The sequence below is a fragment of the Borrelia miyamotoi genome, assembly GCF_019668505.1.
In the GTDB taxonomy this organism is placed as follows: domain Bacteria; phylum Spirochaetota; class Spirochaetia; order Borreliales; family Borreliaceae; genus Borrelia; species Borrelia miyamotoi.
Genome location: NZ_AP024371.1, coordinates 309,147 through 328,356 on the forward strand (window position 1 = coordinate 309,147; position 19,210 = coordinate 328,356).

General features: G+C 28.0%; 20 protein-coding genes. 2 read left to right on the plus strand and 18 right to left on the minus strand.

The window, feature by feature from the left end:
* Positions 1 to 16: 16 nt before the first annotated feature.
* The 14 genes from ftsA to K5Q05_RS01535 form a co-directional block, all read right to left on the minus strand.
* Positions 17 to 1,258 carry a cell division protein FtsA gene (gene ftsA, locus K5Q05_RS01470; protein ID WP_025443838.1) on the minus strand — a complete coding sequence of 414 codons (1,242 nt, stop codon included), beginning with the start codon at positions 1,256 to 1,258 and terminating at the stop codon, positions 17 to 19.
* Complete coding sequence (locus K5Q05_RS01475; RefSeq protein ID WP_025443837.1) at positions 1,258 to 2,001, minus strand: cell division protein FtsQ/DivIB; 744 nt, start codon at positions 1,999 to 2,001, stop codon at positions 1,258 to 1,260. The genes ftsA and K5Q05_RS01475 overlap by 1 nt, the downstream gene beginning before the upstream one ends.
* A gap of 40 nt (positions 2,002 to 2,041) precedes the next feature.
* Positions 2,042 to 3,100 carry a putative lipid II flippase FtsW gene (gene ftsW, locus K5Q05_RS01480; RefSeq protein ID WP_099497132.1) on the minus strand — a complete coding sequence of 353 codons (1,059 nt, stop codon included), beginning with the start codon at positions 3,098 to 3,100 and terminating at the stop codon, positions 2,042 to 2,044.
* A gap of 52 nt (positions 3,101 to 3,152) precedes the next feature.
* Positions 3,153 to 4,208 (minus strand): phospho-N-acetylmuramoyl-pentapeptide-transferase, encoded by a 1,056-nt coding sequence (gene mraY, locus K5Q05_RS01485; protein ID WP_099497098.1) that lies wholly within the window; start codon positions 4,206 to 4,208, stop codon positions 3,153 to 3,155.
* 21 nt (positions 4,209 to 4,229) lie between these two features.
* Positions 4,230 to 5,624: a UDP-N-acetylmuramoyl-tripeptide--D-alanyl-D-alanine ligase gene (gene murF / locus K5Q05_RS01490; protein ID WP_025443836.1), complete on the minus strand. Its 1,395-nt coding sequence runs from the start codon at positions 5,622 to 5,624 to the stop codon at positions 4,230 to 4,232.
* Positions 5,625 to 5,646: 22 nt separating this feature from the next.
* Positions 5,647 to 5,928: a hypothetical protein gene (locus tag K5Q05_RS01495; RefSeq protein WP_025443835.1), complete on the minus strand. Its 282-nt coding sequence runs from the start codon at positions 5,926 to 5,928 to the stop codon at positions 5,647 to 5,649.
* On the minus strand, positions 5,921 to 6,817 hold the full coding sequence (gene rsmH, locus K5Q05_RS01500; protein ID WP_025443834.1) for a 16S rRNA (cytosine(1402)-N(4))-methyltransferase RsmH: 897 nt from the start codon (positions 6,815 to 6,817) through the stop codon (positions 5,921 to 5,923). Before rsmH ends, K5Q05_RS01495 begins: the two co-directional genes overlap by 8 nt.
* Complete coding sequence (locus K5Q05_RS01505) at positions 6,810 to 7,640, minus strand: hypothetical protein (protein WP_025443833.1); 831 nt, start codon at positions 7,638 to 7,640, stop codon at positions 6,810 to 6,812. Before K5Q05_RS01505 ends, rsmH begins: the two co-directional genes overlap by 8 nt.
* A 5-nt stretch (positions 7,641 to 7,645) precedes the next feature.
* A complete protein-coding gene (locus K5Q05_RS01510) occupies positions 7,646 to 8,641 on the minus strand; it encodes a hypothetical protein (protein ID WP_232516122.1) in 996 nt (331 codons plus the stop codon).
* 94 nt (positions 8,642 to 8,735) lie between these two features.
* Positions 8,736 to 9,494 carry a hypothetical protein gene (locus tag K5Q05_RS01515; RefSeq protein WP_025443832.1) on the minus strand — a complete coding sequence of 253 codons (759 nt, stop codon included), beginning with the start codon at positions 9,492 to 9,494 and terminating at the stop codon, positions 8,736 to 8,738.
* Between the two features lie 16 nt (positions 9,495 to 9,510).
* On the minus strand, positions 9,511 to 11,175 hold the full coding sequence (locus K5Q05_RS01520; RefSeq protein WP_025443831.1) for a DNA repair protein RecN: 1,665 nt from the start codon (positions 11,173 to 11,175) through the stop codon (positions 9,511 to 9,513).
* Positions 11,176 to 11,217: 42 nt separating this feature from the next.
* On the minus strand, positions 11,218 to 12,057 hold the full coding sequence (locus K5Q05_RS01525) for an NAD(+)/NADH kinase (RefSeq protein WP_025443830.1): 840 nt from the start codon (positions 12,055 to 12,057) through the stop codon (positions 11,218 to 11,220).
* The gene (locus K5Q05_RS01530; RefSeq protein ID WP_025443829.1) at positions 12,050 to 12,577 is read right to left on the minus strand and encodes a chemotaxis protein CheW; all 528 of its coding nucleotides are present in this window, start codon (positions 12,575 to 12,577) and stop codon (positions 12,050 to 12,052) included. The genes K5Q05_RS01525 and K5Q05_RS01530 overlap by 8 nt, the downstream gene beginning before the upstream one ends.
* 22 nt (positions 12,578 to 12,599) lie before the next feature.
* Positions 12,600 to 13,193 carry an SAM-dependent methyltransferase gene (locus K5Q05_RS01535; protein WP_025443828.1) on the minus strand — a complete coding sequence of 198 codons (594 nt, stop codon included), beginning with the start codon at positions 13,191 to 13,193 and terminating at the stop codon, positions 12,600 to 12,602.
* Positions 13,194 to 13,244: 51 nt separating this feature from the next.
* On the opposite strand from K5Q05_RS01535, the gene K5Q05_RS01540 reads away from it, so the two are divergent.
* Positions 13,245 to 14,291 (plus strand): polyprenyl synthetase family protein, encoded by a 1,047-nt coding sequence (locus K5Q05_RS01540; protein WP_025443827.1) that lies wholly within the window; start codon positions 13,245 to 13,247, stop codon positions 14,289 to 14,291.
* Positions 14,288 to 14,968: a tetratricopeptide repeat protein gene (locus K5Q05_RS01545; protein ID WP_025443826.1), complete on the plus strand. Its 681-nt coding sequence runs from the start codon at positions 14,288 to 14,290 to the stop codon at positions 14,966 to 14,968. Before K5Q05_RS01540 ends, K5Q05_RS01545 begins: the two co-directional genes overlap by 4 nt.
* On the opposite strand, the gene K5Q05_RS01550 is transcribed toward K5Q05_RS01545, so the two are convergent.
* From K5Q05_RS01550 to K5Q05_RS01565, 4 genes are read right to left on the minus strand one after another with little or no spacing between them, the layout of a single operon-like run.
* Complete coding sequence (locus K5Q05_RS01550; protein ID WP_099497096.1) at positions 14,955 to 15,761, minus strand: hypothetical protein; 807 nt, start codon at positions 15,759 to 15,761, stop codon at positions 14,955 to 14,957. The two genes, K5Q05_RS01545 and K5Q05_RS01550, sit on opposite strands and share 14 nt — an antisense overlap.
* A complete protein-coding gene (locus K5Q05_RS01555) occupies positions 15,762 to 16,697 on the minus strand; it encodes an ABC transporter permease (RefSeq protein WP_025443825.1) in 936 nt (311 codons plus the stop codon). It abuts the gene before it with no gap.
* Positions 16,694 to 18,151, minus strand: a complete 1,458-nt coding sequence (locus K5Q05_RS01560) for an ATP-binding cassette domain-containing protein (protein WP_025443824.1) — start codon at positions 18,149 to 18,151, stop codon at positions 16,694 to 16,696. The genes K5Q05_RS01555 and K5Q05_RS01560 overlap by 4 nt, the downstream gene beginning before the upstream one ends.
* A gap of 6 nt (positions 18,152 to 18,157) precedes the next feature.
* Entirely contained in the window at positions 18,158 to 19,195 is a 1,038-nt protein-coding gene (locus K5Q05_RS01565) for a BMP family ABC transporter substrate-binding protein (protein WP_025443823.1), read from the minus strand.
* Positions 19,196 to 19,210: the final 15 nt, after the last annotated feature.

Genomic DNA, 19,210 nt, shown 5'->3' on the forward strand with positions numbered 1-19,210 from the left:
CTTCCTCCATGACTGGTCAAAACCACTCCTTCAAAAACCAACCTTTCAATTTTGAAGATATTTTACTTTGTCTCTTAGACTTATTATTTCCTTTCTTTAATTTATTGAATTTTTGCTGTTCGTGCTTATAAAGAACAAGACCAAGAGCTGAGGAAAATTTAGGATCAATGTACTCCTCTCCAACTCCATTAATATTCATTGGAAATCCTATTCTTGATGGATATTTAAATATCTCTTCTGTCAAATTAGAAATACCGGGAAACAAAGCTCCTCCACCAGTTAAAACAATTCCTCCATTAATCTTATTGTAAAGCCCTCGTTTCATTATTTCAGCTTTTATCATCTCAAAGATCTCACTCAATCTTGAATGAATTATTACAGCTAATTCTTTTCGACTTTTCTCTTGAGGAGGTCTGGTCCCAAGATTAGGAATAATAACACTCTCTATCTGGCTCTCAAGAGCAGCAATATGTGCAACACCAGCTGTTATTTTAATATTCTCAGCAACATCCTCAGGCACTTTCCACACTTGAGCAATATCAAGAGTAACTCTATTAGCACCAATAGGAATTACTCCCGTATAATAAGGAGAACCATCAATATAAAGAATTACGTCAGTTGTACCCTTACCCATGTCAACAAACAAAACTCCCATTTCCCTCTCCTCCTTAGATAAGGTAGAATAAGATGATGCCAAACTTCCAAGCACAACTTCATCAACAGAAAACCCAGCACGATTTACACACCTAACCAAATTTTGACTTGAAGAACTAGACCCTGTAATGATATGCACCTCACCTTCAAGACGAATTCCCATCATATCTATTGGATTCTTTATATGAGGAATTCCATCAACAATAAATTCCTGAGGAATTACATGCAAAATTTCTCTATCCATTGGAATTACAATTGCCTTAGCAGCTTCAATCACCCGATCAACATCCTCATTATCAATCTCTCTTGTCTTTGAATTTATTGCAACAACCCCTCGAGAATTAGTGCCCTCAATGCTACTACCTGACATAGAAACAGATAACGTGGCAATATCACATCCAGAAATAAGTTCAGCAGCCTCAATAGCATTAGAAATTGAATCAAGTGCTGCTTCAATATTTATAAGAACCCCTTTCCTCACACCTCTTGATAGACTAGTGCCTATTCCAATTATTTCCAACTGATTGTTCAAGTTCACCTCAGCCACCACAGTACAAATCTTTGAAGTTCCAATATCCAATCCTACAATCAAATCTCTAGACACTAATCTTCTCCTAATAAAATGATATCACCACTTCTTAAATCAATAGTATCAGACCTTCCCCTTAGTAAATCAGATATCATGAATACCTTATACATTACACTTATTAAATTCATATCCGATGTTATCAGTATCTTATTATATATATTTTTTATATACAAAATAATTCTGTAATCATAGAAATTCAACTTCAAAAAACTAATTTCTGATATTAAATTATATAAAGTAATTTGATTTATTTTAACATAGTTAAGGTTCTTTACAATAGCCAACATTCCATCCTCTAAAAAATCACCCGCTTCAATGCTATTTAAATTTAATCCACTAATTATAGGCAAATCATAAATTAAATCTTTACTTTTTTCCAAAATTACACCATCTGAAGAAATAAAATAATAAATAAAATTGCCATCAACATTATCATAGGCAGTAACAATAGGAACTCTTCTTTCAATATTAATACTAATTGTATTGGGAAATTTAAGTTGTACCTTTGCATTTTTTACTCTTAGATCTCTCATAATATTTTTCTTATAAGTATCAACATCAGCATCATAATAATAAGTATTGGGTTTAATCCCTGAAATACTTAATATATCTTCCTTAGAAATATGAATATCATCATTAAAACTAATATACCTAATTAAAAAATAAGGTGAAATAAAAATAATAAAAATAATCTCAAACAAGATAGCAGAAATTATTATGTAAGTATATATAAGCAAAAATTTTCGATAAATTAACATAAATTCAAGATTAAATTACCACTTTAATAAAACTTCAAACTTACTTACTTTCAATATCTCTAGAAACATTTGCAATCAATCCAGAAAGTGCCATTGTAACAACAATAGAAGAACCTCCTGAGGAAAAAAATGGCAAATTTATGCCTGTGGGAGGCAAAAGTCCAATTGCAATTAAAATATTCATTATACTTTGAAGAAAAATTGTAAGACTTGAAATAAATGCAATAAAAAACCTAAATCTAGTCTTCGCCAAAATAGCTATAAAATAGCCAAGATAAAAAAATAAAAAAAACAACATAATAGCAAAACAAATACCTAAAAATCCTAACTCTTCTCCAAGCACAGAAAAAATAAAATCAGAATTAGCTTCTGGAAGCCTGCCAAGCTTTATTTCTCCCATTCCAAGACCTTTTCCCACAAGCCCACCACTCTTTAAAGCGTTAAGTGATGCAATTATTTGATATCCTTTTCCTAAAGGATCTTCATAAGGATTTAAAAATGCAAAAATTCTAGCAACTCTATAAGGCTCAAATATTAAAAAAATCATAGCAATTGGAACAAAAGTAAATAAAATAGCCAAAATATATCCAAATGATATTTCAGAAACAAATAAAACAACAAAGAAAAGAATAGCAAAATAAATAGCTGTTGAATAATCATTTTGCAAAATTATGAGTAACCAAAAAATACCAAAAATTAACATGGGCTTAAGCCAATAAGAAATCTTATTATCTGACTTTAATCTAAACTTACTTAAATAACTTGAAAGATAAATTGCAAAAGATACCTTAAAAATCTCTGAAGGCTGAATACTAGTTCCTTTCAAAAATATCCATCTTTGTGCTCCAGAAACACTAGGAGAAAAAAAAGTTGCCAGAATCAATGCAAAAGTTACAACCAAAACAATAGAAACAACTCTTTTTAAAAAATCTAACGAAATTCTCTCAAAAACAAAAAATACAACAAAACTTAAAAAAAGATATTTAAGACGCATTAAAAATAAAAAATTAGGATCCCCTGTAAGTTCTACACTTAAAAAAAACGAAGAAGTATAAAATATAATAAGGCCATAAGCAACAAGTGAGAATAAAACAAGCAAATAATATTTTCTAAGAGAACCTTTCTCCACAAACATAACAACCAATCTAAATTCACCTAATTTTAAGAGTACTTAAAGCAAGTATAGCAAATATTAAACCTATTATCCAAAATCTAATGACAACCTGCATCTCAGACCAACCAAGCTCCTCAAAATGATGATGGAGTGGTGCCATTCTAAAAACTCTTTTCTTAGTCTTTTTATAAACTGCCACTTGAATAATTACAGACAAAGTCTCAACTACAAAAACTCCTGTAAGAATTGCAAAAAGAATCTCACTCTTTAAGATTAAAGCCACCATTCCAAGAATTGCCCCAATTGACAGACTACCGGTATCACCCATCATTATCTTAGCAGGATACGCATTAAACCATAAAAATCCAAAACTACCTCCAAGTAAAGCTCCAAGGAATACTACAAGCTCTTCAGAACCTTTTATATTTGGAATATTTAAATAAAATGCAAAATCAGATCTACTTGTCAGATATGCTATTATTATTAGCGCTCCTGTTACAACAATACTAAGTCCAATAGCAAGTCCATCAAGCCCATCTGTTAAATTAAAAGAGTTAGATGCAGATATTAAAATAAATATTCCAAATGGAATATACAAAACCCCTAAATCTAATTTGAGAGATTTAAAAAATGGAAAATAAATTATACTAACATGATCGCCACCAAAATAATAAAGCATAGTAACGGAAATACAAGAAAAGAATACCTGCCCATAAATTTTAAGACTAGGATTAAGCCCATCTGAATTTTTTCTCTTGATTTTCAGAAAATCGTCAATAAATCCTAGGCATGCAAAACTAATCATGACAAAAAGTATAATTAAAAAATAAATATTCCAAGGATTAACCCAAAAAAATAAAGAGACTAAAACACAAAAAAAAATAAGAATACCGCCCATACTAGGAATGCCCGTCTTTGCACTTAAATGGCGCCTTGGTCCATCTTCTCTTAAAATTTGATTTAGTTTTAGTTTTTTAAGTCTTACAATAATAAATGGACCCAAAATTAAAGAAAACAAAAATGCAAAAATAGTAGCATAAGCAGTTCTAAAAGTAATATATTGCAGCAATCTAAGTCCTAAAAGATAAAACATACCCCCCCCCTCACATTAATCTTAAAGATAGTCAAGAACCCTTTCAAGCCTATTTGATCTTGACCCTTTAATAACAATAAAACACTGAGATTTCAAACTCTTCTTAACAAAAAAATCAATAAAACCTTCAAAATTATTAAAGTAAGATAAATTATTTAAAGTCAACTTTTCAATTATCTTCACCTCTTGAAATTCATCACCAATTAAAAACACTTCATCAAAATTCATCAAAACAACTTCCTGAATTGCTGTTTTATGCACTTCATATGTAAATTTTCCAAGTTCTTTAAAAGAACCAAGAATAATAATTTTTTTAACCTTAATCTCAAGATCCAAAATGATCTCTTTTAAAGCCATAAATGAATCCAAATTACAATTATAAGAATCATTCAAAATCAAATAGTCCTTTACTCTTAAAAGTTCTGCTCTACCTTTTTGAAAATCAGCATGCACAAGACCCTCTAAAATCTCATTCTCACTCATCCCAAGTAACAAAGCCAAATTAATACAAGATATTGCATTGAAAATGTTGTGCTTACCCGGTAATAAAACAGAATAATCAAACCCCTTATAAGTAAAATCATAAGAAAACTTTTCACCTAAAAACGAAAATGCCCTAATTCTAAGACTATGAAAATCAAAATAAAAAATATTAATCTCCGGATTAACAGACTTAGCTATTTCCTTTAAATAAGAATGATAAGGACAAGTCTCATTTAATATTATTACCTGAGTACTCTTAGTTACTATTTTGGCCTTCTCTGAAGCAACAATTTTTAAATCTCCAAAAGCTTGCATATGTGCATAATTTATATTTGTAACAATAACAATTTCAGGATTTAATATTTTAGCAAGAAGACTCATCTCTCCAATGTAGCTTATTCCTACTTCAAAAACAGCATACTCTTCATCTCCCTCAGTTCTCAAAATACTCAAAGGAAGCCCAATATCTGAATTTAAATTTCCCCAAGTCTTGCAAGTTTTATACCTCTTTGATAATACACTATAAAGCATCTCTTTTGTTGTGGTCTTTCCATTACTACCAGTAATAGCTATTCTCTTAAAACTTGTTCTTTTAATAAAATGCGCTGCTAAATATTGAAGAAGAATGACTACATTACTAGTGAGCAAAAAAACTAAATCCTTATACTTATTTAAATAATCAAAACATGAAAGCTCATAATCCTCAGAACAAACAAAACATTTAACACCAATACCAATTAAATCTTCAACAAAAGAAAATCCATCTACCCTATCACCTTTGTATGCAAAATAAAGGCTAGTTCCACTATTTTCCGAATTTATTTCACGGCTGTCAAAAGAATAAAATGACACAACCTTCTGCATATTATTTAAATGACCAACAAATTTAATATCTTTTGAAGAATCTAGAATGTCCTCAATTTTTATATGCACCAAATGCCCTCACACAAATATACTACCGTTTAATAACATTTACATCCTTATTATCTTTTCTTTCTAAATCTAAATAATCTCGGCTAAGCTCTTCTATTCTATCAATACTCTGAAGTTCGTATATTATAGTTAACAATCTAAGGTTTTCATCAATAATATTACCCTGCTCATAATTTAAACTATCAAATTCACGCAACTTAACAACATATCTAAAATTGAGATAAATATTTAGACATATTATAATTGTTAATACTAAAATCAATAAATAGTACAATCGAAGTTCAATTTTTCCTATCTTACTCATATAATTTTTTTATGGCTCTAAGCTTAGCACTTCTTGATGCATTATTATATTTTTTCTCATCAAAGCTTGCAATTACAGGCTTTTTAGTAAGTATACAATACTGCTCTTGATTTAAACCTTTAAAAAACCCTTTTACAATTTTATCTTCTAAAGAATGAAATGTAATAATAGCCAAGATTCCATTCCTTGATAAGCTTTTTATCCATAACGGCAAACTTTTTTTCAAACGAAAAAGCTCATCATTGACATAAATTCTTAATGCCTGAAAAGTCTTAGTTGCTGGATTTATTTTAAGCCTTATCCTAGGATATGCTTTGATAATTATGCTTTGAAGCTCTCTTGAAGTTTTTATATTTTTAACTTTTCTATATTCTAAAATAGACTTAACAATTCTTTTAGAATAATATTCACCACCCAACTCATAAATTAAATCTTCAAGTTTCTCTTTCCCAAAAGTATTAATAACCTCGTAAGCATTAAGACTCCCATCATCAGGGTTAAGCCTCATATCTAACCTTTCATCTCCAACAAAAGAAAATCCTCTACCACTCATCTTGTAATGAAACATAGAAACACCAAGATCAGCTAAAATAAAATTTACTTTACTATTTAAAGGATATTCACTAAAAAAATCATCAAACCAAATATTAAAATACGAAACCTTTTCCTTAAATTCTACAAGAAATTTTTTTGCCCTATTTAAAATAATGTTATCTCTTTCAATACCAATTACACTTATGTTTTGATATTTCCTCAGAATGGCCCTTGAATGACCTCCCTCCCCAAGGGTACAATCAACGAAAACAAATTCATCACTCATATATACGGTATTTACAAGATTAATAATTTCATCAAGAAGTACAGGGGTATGAACAATAACATTATCCATTAAGTGTAAACCTATAAATCAAGCTATTGTTAGAATCATAAACATCTCCATATTTAATCTTAATTTCGTTACGACCACTAGTAAACTTCAGATTATTTATCTCAATATTGCCATTATCTCTTTTTATGTTAAAAACATCTAATTCACAATCTCTATCCCCAGAGATAACATATGAATTATTGTCTAAAAATATACTCTGAAAATCAGCACGAAAAATACTGTTATTATTTAGAAATACCTCAAAATAGTAAATACCATTAAGAGCTTTTGAAGCTCTAACATTATTTTTCAAAAAATTTAAAACAAGACTATAATTACCTAACTCTAGCTCTAGATTCAAATCCCCTTTTAACTCGAATCTAGTATTACCCTTACCTTTTAAAAAGATATCACCCAAATAAAAGGAAAAACTGCTATTTAAATTATTTCTATTCTTTATTACAAATAAAGGATTAACTATTTGCCCACTATATTGATCAAAAACTACCACATCAAAAACTTTACTATCATCCTTTAAAAAAACTTTCTCATCTTTATATATAAAATCACCAAAAAACTCCAAATTAAGCCCTAAATCTTTATCAAAAACGATCAAAATACTTCTATCATATTTACTCATCTTATTCCTAGAATACACAATTTTATAATTATTTGAAAAAACAGAAAAATGTGTATCCCAAGCCCTTAACCTTATACCGATGTCTAAAACACCATCTTTTAATTCCCCAAAATCACCTACTAAATCAAATTTCTCCCCCTTGCCAAATTCCAAAAACGAATACAAATTAGAACAACTAAATAAAAAAAGAAAAGCAATCATCATTACAACTACAGCCCTAAATATTTTAAATTACTATTATCATTAAAATATAAAATTCCTTCATTAAATTCAACATATGAACTTATTGCATCCTTAAAAAATACATTATCAAACAATTCATAAGAATCTACAAAATAAGTCCTTATATTGATCATATTATCAACCAAATCATAAAAATATATTCTATATACTCTAAAAAAAGAATCATAATCAGCTTTTAAAATAGAATTTTTATTATCAACTCTAAAAATTTTATCATTTTCAATATTAAATATTAAAAATGAATCTATTGTTTCAACAAACAAATTATAAAACCTATCAACCTTAAAAAAAGGACTAAAATCCTTAATCTTTAAATTCTTTAAACACAAAACCTGATTATATCCATTCTCTAAATTAACCACTTCTAAAGAATATTCCCCATCCTCTCTTAGAATACATAAATACTTATTATCTAAGCTTAATTTAACACATATAACTGGCAAGCCAATACCAATCAAATCACCACTATAAACCATTTCTCCATGCTTATATACATAAGTCTTACCATCAGAGAGTCCCAAAGCCAAAACTCCATCATTATAATCAATACTTAATATTGAGGCAATAAATTTGAGAGACAAAATCTTACTTCCACCCTCACCATAAACTTCCAAAATTTTATATAAATTATTTAAAGCAAAAATAGCGTCATCTTTTGCAAAAACAAAATCTTCACATTCCAAAGAAAACAAGAATCTATCTGTCTTCCTAGAAAATACAGAATAACTATTTTGAAACTTCTTAAGAACATAGTAACAATCTGAAAAACTTACTAGACGCTCACTTATAACATGATAATAATATTTATCAAGATCTAGACTCAAAATTCGATCTTTAATAAAAACATTATTCTTTGAAACAACATCAACTAAATTATCAGAATGCCTAAAGTGATTAAACTTATAAAAAGTTGAAATATTAATCTTTCGCTTTAATACAGAATTAATCAATATCAAAAACATCAAAAAAAAAACAAAACAAAAAAATTTGATTTTCCTAAATTTAGTTAAATTTTTTTCATAAAGATTCAAGATTATTAAAACCCTCTATATAACATCATCTGATCTTTCCTAAATCTGACTGAAATTTAACAGACCAAACTTCATAAAATTTTGCAAACTTATCAGCTACTTCTTTTTGAGAAGTAACAACAGCTAAAATTCTTCCAGCCTCAATATAATTTAGAATTTGCTCTGAGAGTCCATAAGCCTCATTTGTTTCGTATCTGGCCCTTAGCAAAAATGCTCCTTCTTCTAATAGCTCTAAAGATTTAAAAAGATGGGATAATTGAACCTTATAAAAAGGACTATCAATAAGTAAATTTTTTGATAAATTCTTAAAATCAATAAAATTTTTAGTCAAAATAATAAATTTAAGATATATATCCTCTAAAAAAAGAACTGATTTAGAATCACCTTTACTAAAATACAATCCTAAGTCAATAAGATATCCCAACTTATTAACAATTAAAAATCGCTCTTCAGGATTTAAATCAAGCAAAGATTCATTTGTCATAAGTTCCCTAGCAGAGATAAGCAAAATAGGACTAACAAATAATGAAAAATCAGAAATAAAATTAAAAAGATTTGTTCGAAAATCATAGTTAACTTTTAATCTAGGTCTTGTATAAAAATAATTCAATGATGCAATATAACTTAGAACATTTAAATTCAAATTAATAAAATTAACTATTAATTCCGAATTTACTGTAAGACTACCAGATTTCTTTATATCTTTTATCTCGTTTAAAGTTTGCAAAATAAGATTATCAATAAGCAAAATTTTTTGATAATTTTCACTATGCACTAAATCCATAAACACCCACTTATAATCAAGTATTATCCTTTAAAAGCTCCTCGGCATGCTTAAAGCTAATTTCATTAACATTTCCGCTAAGCATTCTAGCAATTTCTGAAGCACGATCATCACCCAATAACAAAGAAGCCTGAACATAAGTTTTATCTTTAATACATTCTTTTTTCACTAAAATATGATAATCTGAAAGGCTTGCAATATTAGCAAGATGAGTAACAGCAAATATTTGCATATTATCTGACAAGCTCTTTAAATATTTACCTAAACTAACCCCAGATTCACCTCCTATACCAGAATCAATCTCATCAAATATAATAAGCTTATTTTCATCAACATTTTGAACACTCTTAATAGCCAACATTATTCTTGAAAGCTCACCCCCAGATGCAACTCTATAAATTGGTTGAGCTTTCAAACCAAGATTACTAGAAATTAAAAATTCTACCTCATCACCACCTGTTGATTTAATTTCCCCTTCAGAGACTGATACAAAAAACTCCGCATCAGTCATATTAAGCTTATGCAAAATTTCTGTCACACTAGATGCAAAGCTAAATGCAGCTGCCCGTCTAATACTTGAAATATCAGATGCCAATTTTTTAACTGTTTCAAACAACCCATTTAACTTTTTTTTTCTATATAGTCTTTCAGTCTCAAAATCAAGTGACAAATCAATGATATCATCACACTTTTTTCTCAATGCTATGACGTCGTCAAGACTTGGTCCATATTTTTTTTTAATACGAGAAAGATCATACAGTCGACCTTCTGTTAATTCAATTTCCTTATCATCATAGGTCTTATCAAAAAGATACCTACTATAAGCTTGACCAACATCTTCAAGTTCATAGTAAGAGTTTTTAAGACGATTTTCAAGTTCAATATAATTATTGTTCACTCTTGAAAGATATTCTGCATCACAAATTACCTTTCGTATCTCACTTAAAGCAGAAATACCATCTCTCAAGCTTAAAACACTCTTCAAGCTTGAGAGCGCATTACATAAAGATTCATGATTCCTAAGCTCATCTAATCTGGTCTTTAGAATTTCTTCTTCCCCTACTTCAGGATTAACAAAATCTATTTCATCAATTATTTTTTTATACTCTTCCATACTATCTTTATGCAATTTTTCTTTTAAAACAAAACTATCATAATCATTTAAATATTTAATGTATTCTTCATAAGCTAATCTATATTCTTCCAATTGAACATTTAAATTACTATAATTATCCAAAATCTTCAGATTATTTAAGGGATTTTTCAAAATTAAGTACTGTTGATTTTGAGAATGCACCTCAATTAACATATGAAAAATTGCTCTTAAAATGGTACTAGAAATTGGTTCATTATTAATATAATAACTACTCAAAAAAGTATCTGAGGATTCAAATACAATTACTCTCTTTATAATAATAAAATCTTTCACTAATATACCTTTGTAAGATAAATAACCTTTAACATCGCCATTTACCTTAAACTTAGCAAGTAAAATACATTCCCGCTCACCATCAGTTATTATATTATTTTTAAGCTTTCCACCAAATAAATAATAAAGCGATGACAACAATAGGCTTTTTCCACTTCCAGATTCACCTGTGAATGCCACCAGACCTGCATTTAGCTTAATGGATAACTCTTTAATTAAAACGAAATTTTTTATAAAAAGCTCAACTAACATACAAAACTCAAAAACAAACTAGTTATTATAAAATGTTATATCTTATAATAACTTATTTTTAAGTCTCCTAACAAAAGTATCTGTACAAAAAGATGCAAAACGCAAACTCTTATTATCAAGACCTAATTCAAAAACAACATCAACCTTAAATTTACCAATATTAATGCCATCAACAAAAATTGATGCAGGGAATAATGCATATTCTTTATGAAATGAAAGTGAAAGCTTACTACCGCTTGAAAAAACAAAAGAACGATTATAAACAGAATGTGGAGAAATAGGCGTTAAAATAAAAGCCTGAAGATCTGATTCTAAAACAGATCCACCTGCTGAGAAAGAATATCCAGTCGAACCTGTTGGAGTTGCAAATATTATTCCATCACTCCTATATGAAAGAAAATCTTCCGAATTAACTCTAAGATTTGTATAAATCAGCTTATTAAGAATACTAGAACGAATAATTACATCATTTAAAGCATACTTAGTAAGTATATTATGTCCACTCTCATAAGCACTGATATTAAGCAAATATTTTTTATGAATAACTAAAGAATTATCAAAAAACTTATCTATTACCTTTTTAAAATCTCTGGGTTTTATGTCTGCCAAAAACCCTACCTTACCCAAATTTATTGAAATAATTGGGATATCAATATTATTTTTCAAAAGCAAGCTACTAGCCAATAAAACCGTACCATCTCCACCTAAAGTTATTGCAAACATCAAATTATCGTCACCAGTTAATAACTCTGAAGACTGATTAAGTCCCGTAAACAAACTTAAAACACCATATTTATGTTTTAAATATTTTTGTATTTCAAAAGCAAGAGTTTCGGCATCTAAATTTGCATAATTTATGTAAATAAGAACCTTACTATTCATCACTATCCTTATATGGAATCTTTTCAAACTCACTCTTGTCAAATATTCGTTCAATATCAATCAGAATTAAATATTCACTCCCAAAATTTTCATCGTTCTCAATTCTAACAACACCAGAAATATACTTCCTGTCCAAAGTTTGCAAAGTAGCAGGAGGCTCTTGAACCTTAGATTCGTCAAAGTTAATGACCTTTAGAACTCTATCTACAAATATCCCTAAAAGCTTATCCTTAATCTTTACTATTAAATAACCTGTTAGAAGCTTATCTTCTTCCGTTATATAAATCGAAGGAATTTTAAATCTAACATTTAAATTTATTAAAGGGATAACATTGCCTCTAAGATTATAAATACCAGTAACATAATCAGGAACATTGGGTATTGCATATATACCCTCCAACGGAACCTTAATTACTTCCCTAATATGATTTATTGAAATCCCATAAATTTCCTTGCCCATTTTAAAACATGCAATTTGTAAATAAGACTTTCTTTCCATAACCTTTTCTTCTATAGACATATCCCAATCCCCTTAAATTAACTTAAATATTTGTTTCCACTCCAATAAAATCTTTAGATAAAAAATAAATTTCAAAGGAATTTTGCCTAACGGCTTTAGGCCTAATCTTTTTGACAAACCTAAAACAACTCTTAAGCTTATAAAAAATTTGTTCTTCATCGCCTCCTTGAAAAATCTTAAGTAATAAATTACCACCTCTTATCAAGATATCAGAAGCCAATTCAACTATTCTCATATTCAAATTAAAAGAATTGCTTGTATCAACTAACCTATTACCAGTAGTTTTAGGGGCTGCATCACTTATAATTAAGCTATAAGGTGCAAAAGTCTTGATCTTTTGACAAAAACCATGAACATATATGTCACCCTTAATAAAATAAAAATTACTAGTAAAATTAAGCGCTATATCATTAAGATCAACCGCAACAAGCACCCCATTTTTAAGACGACCATAAGCATATTGAGAAAAACTCCCAGGAGATGCCCCAATGTCTAATATATTGCCAGCAGAAAATAAAGAGAACCTTTTATCAATTTCGATTAACTTATAAACAGATCTTGCAAGATACCCTTCTCTTTTAGCTCTTTGTGAATATTGATCAACAACATCATACATATAAATCTCTTAAATACACCTATCATTATACTTTTTATTATAATTATTATTATGAAAAATAAATCATTTTTAGATAAGATCGAAAAAAATATTAACACTGTATTTTCAAATGATTATTTTCTAAATATATTTAAAGACAAAGAGTTAGAACTAAAACTGAAAATAAAAGAAAGCACAATAAAGGTAATTAAAGCCCCAGCTATTGAAATAATAAATAGAGGAGGAAAGAGAATAAGACCAATGCTAATGATTCTGCTAGCATATGCATTGGGATATAACAACAAAAACACCGAAAACTTATACAATCTAAGCATGCTACTTGAATTACCTCATTCTGGCAGCCTAATTATTGACGACATAGAAGACGGAGCCACCAAAAGACGAGGAAAACCTGCTATTCATTTAATTTATGGACTCGATAGTAGCATTAATACAGCAAATCTAATTTATTTTCTGCCTGCAAAATTAATACAAACTTCAAACTTAAAAACAAGTCAAAAACTGTTAATTTATGAAAATTTTTTTACAACCCTCTCAAATCTTCATCTAGGACAAGGAATTGATATTGCATTGCATAATGAAACATATATTCCAAATGTTGAAGAATACATATCTTTAGTTGAACTTAAAACAAGCTCCCTTTTTGGAATGGCTGGATTTTTAGCCGGAATACTCACAAATAATGAAAACAAGGCAAAAAATCTTTATAACACATTTCTGAAACTTGGAACCTGTTTCCAAATAATAGACGATATCAAAAATATTAAAGATGGAATCAATGGCAAAGACTTTGGAGAAGACTTAATTGAAGGAAAAAAAAGTCTACCTATAATATATTTTTTAAAAGAAAAACAATTTGATAAGCAAATTATTCAAAAGCTAATCAAAATTAAAAATAAACCTATAAATGAATCAACAGAAGAAATATTAAAACTTAGCAATATGATTAACTCATCAAATGCTATTAAAGATTCTTCAAATCTTGCAATGTCATATCTTAATAAATTTATTGAAGAGTTAAATTCATATAAGCTGAACAATAAGTACAAAAATATGATAATGGACATTATATATAAAATAAAAGGGGTAAATTTATGAAAAAATATACAATAATACTAGTATGGATGAATACCATTATTTCTATTTATGCAATAAATCACAAAGAAGATATAAATCAAAATAAGATAGATGAACTTTATATAAAGGCAATGTTACTTAAAGATTTAAAAGAATACGATCAATCTAAAATATTACTAAGACAAATTATAAATAAAGATCCAAAACAAGTTGATGTATATTTACTGATCTCAGAATTAGAATACTTAACTAACAACTGGATAAAAGCAATTGAACAAACAAAAATCTATCTACAAATAATTGATTTTAAAGATACAAAAAACTATCTTGACATTTCATGGGCATACTTTCTCATTGGAGAATCAAGCAACTCAATGGACTATATAATCAAATTTATTCAAAATAATCAAAAATTACTAAATACTAACTTATTCGTATTGATTGATGCCATCCTAAAAAAAGGAATTTATCATTTCATCCAAGATGAAGATTTAATGTTCAATCTAATAATGAATGCTATTTTTCAAATAGAAACATATGACGATATCATATTTACAATTTTTATCAATAATTTAGCTATCATAAAACAAATTCCTTTCTATGAATTTAATAAAAATAAAATCAAAGACTTAGAATTACAAATGAAAGCCTTAAAAAGGATTAAAAACTCAATAAATGACACTGCTAAAATAATTTAGTTTTCCTAAAAATAGAAACAAATATATTGATTAATATAGCCATATAAAAGGTTAATGAAAGAGCAATATAAGAATTAACATAATCCTGAAAATTGAAAAATTTGTATTCAAGAAATACCATTAAGAATGAAATTGGAAAAACAAGCCAAGGATTTGCAAATGCAATATGCAATATACAAATTGAGAGCCAACCATTATTTAACCCCAAATTATAAGAATAAAAATTAAAATTTACAGCAAGAAATGAACCTGCAATACTTGCCAAGATCACTGACATAAAGATAGCAAAAGATTTAAAATAATGACTAATTTTCTCTCCCAATAAATTCTCATAATCACTTGAACGAATAAACTCAAAAACTACTCTAACTCTCGAATAATTTAGTATATAAATACTAAAACCTAATAAAACAAAAAACAATATAGTAAAAAATGTAACAGCAAAATTATTAGATACATTCAAACTAAATCCCGGAATAAAATTAAAATTGGCTTTCATCAAAACTCCTACTAAAAAATAACACAATATATTAATTCCTATGCCCGCTATAAAAATGTTATACCCATTTCTCACAATTAAAGACAAAAAAAAACCAAATATCAAGCTAATAAAAATCGTTATAATACCTGATACAGGTATTCCATATCCCAAATAGATAAAAAGAGATGTCAAAAAAACAGCCAAAAAAGAAATTCCTTCAATAGCTATATTTAGCAATCCTAATCTTTCAGTATAAAGAATTCCAAGAGCCAAATATGCAAATATTATAGAATTTAAAAAAACACCAAGCATTTATTTTCTACCTGAATTATTTATTAAAAATAAAGAGATAAAAATAGAAACAGATTGATATAACCCAATAAATTCAAACCTAAAAGCATAATTTATTTTAAGATAATTATTAAATTCATTAAGCATTGAAAAAAATAAACTAAAACACAATACATACATATAATTAAATCCTGAAACTACAGCAACAACAAATCCATTCCAACCAAGTCCGGAGGTTATCCCTAGAAATAAATAATTTTTAAAAAAAATTAAAAATATTGAACCTACAAGACCATTTAAAAAAGAACTAATAAATACTGTAAAAAACTTATATCTAAATTCATCAATATTAAAAAATTTGCTTAAAGGCTTTCTATCACTCAATATCTCAAGTTTTAATCCCAAAATAGTTCTTTTATGGACAAATACATAGCATACCCAAACCAAAAAACTAAACAAAAGCAAATACGGCAAAGAAACATCAAGAGAAAATATCTTATTAATACTTTTTGTCCGACTTAAAAATTCATTCGAACCTAAAAGCTTTGATATTAATCCATCAACCAATCTCTGATTCCCATAAGACATTAAAAGACCTGTAAGCATCCCATTTAAGCCAAAAAAGAATGTTAATAAAAAAGGAATAATTCCTATTACACCAACTAAAAACGAGCTTAAAATCATTACTAATAAAAAATTAAAGTATGTAAGTCCACACAACTCACAAAATACATATGATAAAAATGCTCCAAAGTAAACTTGACCTTCATCTCCAAGAGTCAAACTATTACTTCTAGCACAAGTAGAAATCCCTGTAGCAATTAATAAGAGCAATATAAAATTCCACAATATCATCTTAATGTAAGAAAAACTAAAAAATCCATCAAAAAAATAGCTAATACCTAATATACTAAGTGAAAATACTAAGAGAACATACTCTTTTCTAAATGTCCTCATATAAATAACATTTCCTTTAAAGCTGCTTTGTCGATATGTCCCCTTTCTAATCTTAATATAACTTCACCGGCCTTTATTGCCAAAACATCATCTGCTAAAAGAAGAAGTTCATCCAAATTAGGAGTAATCAATAGCACAGGCTTCTCATTAGAAAAATTACGAATAAAATTAGATGTCTCAATATAGGCCCTATAGTCTAGATTGCTAAGAGGAGAAAAACAAATTAAAAAGCTCTTTGTAATGTATTTTTCTCTAAAAAGAGCAAGTTTTTTTAAAATCCCTCCAGAGAATGCAAAAGATTTAGAATAAAAAGTTTTTAATATCTTACTATCACAATATTCCATATCTTGCTTAAAAAATTTTTTGAGTTTATTAATAGTAGATCGCTTAATAAAAACTTCATTCTCAAAACTCATTATCTTAGCTAAAAAGCTATCCAATATAGTAGCATTATCAGAAAATAAATTACCAATTCCTAAAGGTAATAATCCTGCCTTCATCTCATAAATATTGATACGCTCATATCTACGCCCATTCATTTTGATGCATCCTACAAATGGAATTTTACCCAAGAATAATTTTTCCCATGTTTTTATTGCTGCATCTTCCGCAATAATTCCAAAAACTCCTCTCTTTTTTAAAGAAAAACTAATATCATACTTCCAGAAATCTTCAAAAAACAAATTAAATTTTATAAAGTCTTCATTTAATTCACCACGCCTAATACTTGCAGCAATAAACTTATCAGCAGGTATTTCAATTTTGCTAAGTATTATCTCTTTATTGATCGTTCGAAAACATTTTCCATCTTTTAGAATAATAAATTCATCACTAAATCTTATGGCATCCCCAACATCTCTATGTGTAACAAAAAGAGAAGTAATTCCTGCTATTTTAAGGTATTGAAGCAATTTAATAAAATCTTTAGCCTCTTTTTGAGAGAAATAAGCCACACTTTCATCAAAAATAATGATCTTTGCATTTTTTTTAAGGGAAGAAATAATAAGCAAAAAATATATTTCTTTAATATTCAAATTTTGTATTCTAGCCTCTAAATCAAAAGTAATATTGTAAAATTGCCTAAGCCACCTATAATACCTATAAGTCTTAGATTTATTCATCGGCATAAAAAATTTAGAATCAAACCAATAAATACTAAGATATTCCCAAACCCTTAAATTCATATCAAGCTTTGGAATCTGCGACACAATATAAATACCATTACTTTTTGCCACATCCACATTCCAGTTTTGCTGTCTATTATTGTTTATAAATACATCACCACTATCAAAATAAACAAATCCAGCTATTATTTTTGATAAGGTACTCTTACCTTCCCCATTCCTTCCAATTACAGTCAAAATTTTAGATTCTTCAATCCTTAAATTCACACTATCTAGAATAGGTTTCTCAATATCTGGGAAAGATTTTACTATGTTTTTAAACTCTACCATAAACCATTATAAATCTATTTTTATCTCAATATTACTCATCTCTTCTATCTTTTTCTCAATTCTCTTCTTAAGTTCTAAATCAGTCTTATTTACATAAAACTCATTTAACAAATTAAATGAAATTCCCCCTTCTTTAAATCCAAAAACCTCATAAGTTCCATACTTAATCTCTCCTTTAAGAGCTCTACTCAAAACTTTTTTTAAACAAAATCTATGATTTGTAATTCCAGAACCAATGATCTTATCTTTATTATCCAAATAATCTTCACCATCAAAAAGAACAGCAAAAATGCCATGCTCACGCACTGATGAGAGAACTCCTTCAATAGCTGTACCCACAATTGGAAGAATTACAGAAACTCCTGAATCCAAAATTAAAGAATCAGATAGCATCTTCGCTCTATTGCTATCATACCAATTTCCTAAAGTTCTAAAGAATACTTCTGAATCCAAAATCTCTTTAAATCCATTCTTGAAATAAGGAAAAATATAATTATTCATAACAGGATATTCTTGCCCAGCAATCAAAGCAACATTCTTATTTGATAAATTAGAACCTTGTAAAAACAAACCCACATAATAACCCAATATATAAGCCTCTTCTGCAACATTATAAGACAGTGAATACACTTGAGGATTAGCATTCTTAACCAAAGAATCAAAAAGCAAAAATTTAGTATAAGGATAATTTTGGGAAACCCTATCGATAAGTCCTTGCATTACATTATTTGTTGTAATCAAAAAATCATAATTTTTAGAATTTAATAACTTTTCAAGTAATTCTATCCATTCATGCTGATTAAACCCAGCTTCAAATAACTTAATTTCAATATCACTTCTATTTTTTTTAAATTCAATCAAAAAATCATACATTGCTTCATAGGAAGGTGAACCACCAATGATTCCAGGAATAAAAAATGCAATTTTTTTATTAGATGAAAACTTAAGTTCTCTAACTTTAAAAAAGTTCACATAAACAAATAAAAACAAACAGATTAATGAAATAAAAATCCAAAAAATTCTAAATAAAAAAAATCTATTCACAAAAATAAAACACCT

Excerpts from the sequence above, each read along its gene's own strand:
- K5Q05_RS01535 (WP_025443828.1), bottom strand. The coding sequence starts at position 13,193 with ATGTATGATGTTGTTGATCAATATTCACAAAGAGCTAAAAGAGAAGGG.
- K5Q05_RS01530 (WP_025443829.1), bottom strand. The coding sequence starts at position 12,577 with ATGTCTATAGAAGAAAAGGTTATGGAAAGAAAGTCTTATTTACAAATT.
- K5Q05_RS01475 (WP_025443837.1), bottom strand. The coding sequence starts at position 2,001 with ATGTTAATTTATCGAAAATTTTTGCTTATATATACTTACATAATAATT.
- K5Q05_RS01510 (WP_232516122.1), bottom strand. The coding sequence starts at position 8,641 with ATGTTTTTGATATTGATTAATTCTGTATTAAAGCGAAAGATTAATATT.
- rsmH (WP_025443834.1), bottom strand. The coding sequence starts at position 6,817 with ATGGATAATGTTATTGTTCATACCCCTGTACTTCTTGATGAAATTATT.
- K5Q05_RS01555 (WP_025443825.1), bottom strand. The coding sequence starts at position 16,697 with ATGAGGACATTTAGAAAAGAGTATGTTCTCTTAGTATTTTCACTTAGT.
- K5Q05_RS01540 (WP_025443827.1), top strand. The coding sequence starts at position 13,245 with ATGAAAAATAAATCATTTTTAGATAAGATCGAAAAAAATATTAACACT.
- K5Q05_RS01545 (WP_025443826.1), top strand. The coding sequence starts at position 14,288 with ATGAAAAAATATACAATAATACTAGTATGGATGAATACCATTATTTCT.
- K5Q05_RS01560 (WP_025443824.1), bottom strand. The coding sequence starts at position 18,151 with ATGGTAGAGTTTAAAAACATAGTAAAATCTTTCCCAGATATTGAGAAA.
- mraY (WP_099497098.1), bottom strand. The coding sequence starts at position 4,208 with ATGTTTTATCTTTTAGGACTTAGATTGCTGCAATATATTACTTTTAGA.
- K5Q05_RS01495 (WP_025443835.1), bottom strand. The coding sequence starts at position 5,928 with ATGAGTAAGATAGGAAAAATTGAACTTCGATTGTACTATTTATTGATT.
- K5Q05_RS01520 (WP_025443831.1), bottom strand. The coding sequence starts at position 11,175 with ATGTTAGTTGAGCTTTTTATAAAAAATTTCGTTTTAATTAAAGAGTTA.
- K5Q05_RS01525 (WP_025443830.1), bottom strand. The coding sequence starts at position 12,057 with ATGAATAGTAAGGTTCTTATTTACATAAATTATGCAAATTTAGATGCC.
- K5Q05_RS01550 (WP_099497096.1), bottom strand. The coding sequence starts at position 15,761 with ATGCTTGGTGTTTTTTTAAATTCTATAATATTTGCATATTTGGCTCTT.
- K5Q05_RS01515 (WP_025443832.1), bottom strand. The coding sequence starts at position 9,494 with ATGGATTTAGTGCATAGTGAAAATTATCAAAAAATTTTGCTTATTGAT.
- K5Q05_RS01505 (WP_025443833.1), bottom strand. The coding sequence starts at position 7,640 with ATGATGATTGCTTTTCTTTTTTTATTTAGTTGTTCTAATTTGTATTCG.